The sequence below is a fragment of the Gillisia marina genome (assembly GCF_000258765.1).
Lineage (GTDB): Bacteria > Bacteroidota > Bacteroidia > Flavobacteriales > Flavobacteriaceae > Gillisia > Gillisia marina.
The window spans coordinates 1-4,809 of record NZ_AJLT01000089.1; the positions used below are offsets into that span (position 1 = coordinate 1).

Consider the following 4,809-nt stretch of genomic DNA (forward strand, 5'->3'; position numbering starts at 1 on the left):
AAAAAATCCAACAAAGAACAAATTAGGACTTCCAATTGATAAAAACTACTCTTTCGCAACTGTTGCGCTGACTTTTTCAAGACTTGAAAGATAGAAAATGGATAAATTAAATAGCTTTAAAATTAGTTCGTGGATCTCCACTTGGAGGTGAAAAAGTTAATTGAGAAACAGAACAAAAAGAATCAAAAAAGCTTAACGCAGACTTAACTCAGATGTAGAAAAGTAAAAGGGGCGTTTAGAGTTATTATACTGACTTTTTCTCAAGAATCAAAAATGGATAAATTGAATGCCTTTAGATTTGTAACGCTGACTTTAACTCGGACGCGAAAAAGTGAAATGAAAAAAGTAATTAAATATTGATGTTTTTTAAAAGCTGTGCGCTGACAATTACTTGGAGGTGAAAAATGACAAAATCAAATTGCTTTAAAAATAAAAAATCTGATCAGACCGCTAAAAATAACGGCTCACTCAGATAGTCGCCCCAGTTCACAACATCGTTTAACAGCAAATGTCGGGTAGTGTGGTGAAAAGTGCTATTTTAGACACCAAGTAACAAACAACAAAGCCGACAAGAAGCCGTCCCTATTCCACGCCACTTGCGTTAAACAAGACCGTTGGCAATAATACAATCCGAACAAAAAATTAAATTTTGATATCTAACAAAAAGTAATAACTTTGTATTTACAAAATTTAGAGTTATGGAAACTTCAATTATACAAATCGGAAATTCAAAAGGATTGCGCTTGAGCAAGATGATTCTTGAGAAATATCATATTAAGGACAAAGTTGAGCTTATTCTTGAAAAAGGTCAAATAATCCTCAGACCGATAGAATCTCCGAGAAAAAACTGGGAAGATAAATTCAAAAAAATGGCTGAAAGCGGAGACGATCAGTTATTGATGAATGATGTGTTTGAAGATGAAAATTTTGATGAATGGATTTAAAACAATATTCTATAGTTCTCGTAAACCTTGATCCGACAATTGGTAGTGAAATTAAAAAAAACTCGTCCTTGCGTAATAATTTCTCCAAATGAACTTAATAAATATTTAAAAACGATTGTTGTAGTTCCAATGACAACAAATCTCAATAAATATCCGACAAGAATTTCAGTTAAATCTAACGGTAAAAACGGAATGATGGCAATCGACCAGATACGGACAATTGACAAATCACGGATTATTAAAACCTTTGATAAATTGAAAAATTCAGAAATCAGAAAATTAAAGGATGTAATAAGAGAAACATTCGTTGACTAAAAAAGTACTATTGCCAACATCGGTTACGAGCAAATAGCGGGCAATCTGGTGAAAAGTGCTATTTTAGACATCAAGTAAAAAACAACTAAGCCGACAAGAACGTGTCCCTACTCCACGCTACTTGCCTTAACCAAGACCGTTGTAAAGCATATGCCAACAGTAAAAATAGTTAGACCAAAAGAGAAATTCAATGAAGATTTGATATACAAAATCATTGTTGATGATGTTATTATTGGGCGAATAAAAAATGGAGAAGAAAAAACATTGACTTTCAATAAAAATGGAAAAACTCTTCTTGCCGAGATGAATTCAGGAAAAAGTAATAAAATTGAAATTGGGCATCTTAAAAATGACCAAATAGTTGAAATTACTGGAAATGAATTTATGAGTAAATACTTACCATACTATGGTCCAGCATTATCGTTCTCAGCTCTAATTTTCCTTCTAGATCATAAATATGAAAATATTCAGATGTTCGGAAAAGTGTTTTTTAGCTTAGGAGTTTTAATCGCAATTTATGTGTTGATCTTTAGGAGAAAAAAATGGTTAAAATTAAAAATAGTAAATTGAATATGGACAAGTAATTTAATAATCAAATATTATGAAACTGATCGTTTTGTGAAGAGGCAATTAGAATAAAATGATGAGTTAATCTCTTTTATACGCCATACTAAATTTGACATTTTAATTACGAAAGTTTTATTAAACACTCCGACAAAAATTGTTTTGATTACCAAATTGTAATTTGAACAGGCATACGCATTACAACATCGTTTAACAGCAAATAGCGGGCATTGTGATGAAAAGTATTATTTTAGACACCAAGTAACAAATTATAAAGCCGACAAGTTCGCGTCCCTACTCCACGCCACTTGCGTTAAACAAGACCGTTGTAGCCAATTTTAGCAAAGAAAAATGAGAAATATTATACCTTTATTCCTGTTATTGATAACTATAAATATTTCGGCTCAGGAAATAAATTATGATTTAAAAGTAAAACTTGACTCAATTGAGGAAATAGACCAAGAACTGAGAAAATTATACTATCCGATTTCTATTCAAGAAAAAAAAGACATTTTAAATAAGTTCGGATTTTCTTGGGAACAGTTTGTTGAAAAAGATTGGGAAATTATCTTTCAGCAGGATACCTTAAATATTAAAGAAATAAGTAAAATTATTGACCAATATGGATATCCAGGTAAATCACTTGTAGGGAAACCGACAAATACTGCTGCTTGGAGTGTAATACAACATTCAAATCAGATAGAGAAATATTTTCCTTTAATAGAAAAAGCCGGTATCGACAATGAGATTCCTATGACTTTAATTGCAATGATGGAAGACAGAATATTAATGTACAAAGGTTTAAAACAAAAATATGGAACTCAAGCAAGCGGACACGAAATTATAGATCCAAAAACAAATGAAACTAGATGGGAATCTTTTATATGGCCAGTTGAATCTCCATCTGAGGTAAATGATTTAAGGAAAAATGTTGGTTTCAAAAAGACTATAGAAGAGAGTGCTAAGAGTATGAATATTCATTATAAAGTGCTGACTTTAGAGGAAGTCAAGAAAATGAGAGGAAACTAAAACTGGCAACAACATCGGTTACCAGCAAATAGCGGGCATTCGGGTGAAAAGTGCTATTTTAGACATCAACTAACAAACAACTAAGCCGACAAGAAGCCGTCCCTACTCCACGCTACTTGCGTTAACCAAGACCGTTGGCAATAATTAAACATTAAGTCTTCAAATGACACAAAATCCAAAGATTTATAAGATTAATAAGTCTCACCGTTTATTAATTAAAAGAAAAACCACAGAATCTATTATTAGTAAAATAATCAATACTTCATTTGAAAAATTTGGGTATAAAAAGACTTTCGATGTAGAAAAATTAAAAAAGAATTGAAAGAGAAAATTTCACCTATTACTTGTATTTATATAAAAGTGATGAAGTGGTCTCCGATTGGCAAGAATTTTTACCTAATGGATTAACCCAAAATGAAAATTTTAATGAGATAAAATTATCATTAATATTATTCGTAGAAACAGAAAGTCATTTATTCTGCATTATTGGTGGTAATACTTCATATCAGATGATTTTACCATTTATTGATCACTCTTATGGATTGAATACATATTCTAGAATTATAAAACCCGCAGAAGATGAATTAGCTTCTATTAAGTCTAGAGGTCTCACTGGGACAAGAGCAGGAATGAGCGAACAGTTTAGAGACAATTACAGAATAATTGATTTTATCAAGTTTGGTAAAATTCCTCAAGAAATACACTTAAGATTAAGTCAAGAAATCTCTGATTTACATTTCGACTTTTTAAAAAGCAAAGAAACAGATCGAATACAAGTTTACGTTGGTAAGGGATTCAAAATTAAAAAAGGTGTTGATTTCGAAAATCTCCATCGGTTAATTCAGGAATTAGATATAATAGAACAATTAGACGCATCAGATTATCTTAGTTCCTATAAAGAGATAACAGATACTAAATATATCAATGATCATCTCTATACAGAACTTATTACAAGAATATTTAATGATGTCGAAAACCTGGGTCGAAGTAGATAGATTTACATAATAGATTCCAGTACGATTTAAGTAATCCGAATAATATTGAAAAATTTTATGAGCAGATGAATATCGTTTAAAGGAAAAAACTGAAAAAGGTGGATATACAGTTTTTAAAATTGTACAAGATAGGAATGAAATATATGATGCTGTATTAAGAAGAGCAGTAGAAATTACTGGAGAAAATGATCGATTTAAATTTATGGTATTTCTTCAAGGTGTAAAGATTGCTTGTTATTTGGATAAAAAATTCACTATAAGTTCAAATTTCCTTTTCCACATATCTACTGAGTTTAATTATAATGGTAAACCAGTTTTTCTTGTTGATACAAAATGGTTTCATTTAAGAGATTCTTTCGTTGAGGATTTAAAAATTAATACCGCTCACGTTTTAAATTCTTATCCCGCTCCAAGTGAAATTTTGGATGTTGCTTGGGATAAAACCGTCTTGAGAACTGAGGGAGCATATAATTTAGAATATAATCCAAAAGATAATTATATAGTATTAGATACAGTAATAGCTGATAATATAGAGCTCTGTGACATCATTTATTATAACGATGAAGAAATATATCTAATTCACGTAAAATATGGGTTTCAGTCAATGATGAGAGAGCTAACAAACCAAGTGACAATATCTGCAAGACGTCTGAGAGAAACATTAGGAACAAAAGACAAGAGATTATTAGAGGATATTTATAGACAACTGATAAATAAAGGATATAACATAAATAATTTGACGTTAGATGAATTCAAATCCTTGTTCAATAAAAGAAAAAAGTACGTAATAGCTTTTACTTCACATTTAAAGAAAGATTTAGAAGTCAAAAGTAATATTGATAAGTTTTCTTCAAATATTGCAAGGTTTTCTTTAATTCAATGTTCTAGTGAAATGAGGGCTAATTATTATGATTTACTTACTTATCAAATTCCTCGAGTTTAACTATTGCCAACATCGGTTA

Annotated in this window: 5 protein-coding genes and 1 pseudogene; all 6 read left to right on the forward strand. The window is 30.5% G+C overall.

Translation table 11 applies throughout. The annotated features are described in order from the left end of the window. Positions 1-698 precede the first annotated feature (698 nt). The 6 genes and pseudogenes from ON07_RS13655 to ON07_RS13680 all read left to right on the forward strand — a co-directional run bounded on the left by ON07_RS13655 (position 699) and on the right by ON07_RS13680 (position 4,790). Entirely contained in the window at positions 699-944 is a 246-nt protein-coding gene (locus ON07_RS13655) for an AbrB/MazE/SpoVT family DNA-binding domain-containing protein (protein WP_010232575.1), read from the forward strand. Beyond that, positions 935-1,259, forward strand: a pseudogene (locus tag ON07_RS15700) (type II toxin-antitoxin system PemK/MazF family toxin). Before ON07_RS13655 ends, ON07_RS15700 begins: the two are co-directional and overlap by 10 nt. A gap of 150 nt (positions 1,260-1,409) precedes the next feature. Beyond that, complete coding sequence (locus ON07_RS13665) at positions 1,410-1,829, forward strand: hypothetical protein (RefSeq protein WP_010232578.1); 420 nt, start codon at positions 1,410-1,412, stop codon at positions 1,827-1,829. A 345-nt stretch (positions 1,830-2,174) separates the two neighbouring features. Further along, a complete protein-coding gene (locus tag ON07_RS13670) occupies positions 2,175-2,852 on the forward strand; it encodes a DUF6624 domain-containing protein (protein WP_010232579.1) in 678 nt (225 codons plus the stop codon). Positions 2,853-3,196: 344 nt separating this feature from the next. Further along, entirely contained in the window at positions 3,197-3,847 is a 651-nt protein-coding gene (locus ON07_RS13675; RefSeq protein WP_010232580.1) for a DUF6119 family protein, read from the forward strand. 118 nt (positions 3,848-3,965) lie between these two features. Further along, on the forward strand, positions 3,966-4,790 hold the full coding sequence (locus ON07_RS13680; protein WP_316928172.1) for a DUF6119 family protein: 825 nt from the start codon (positions 3,966-3,968) through the stop codon (positions 4,788-4,790). Positions 4,791-4,809 lie beyond the last annotated feature (19 nt).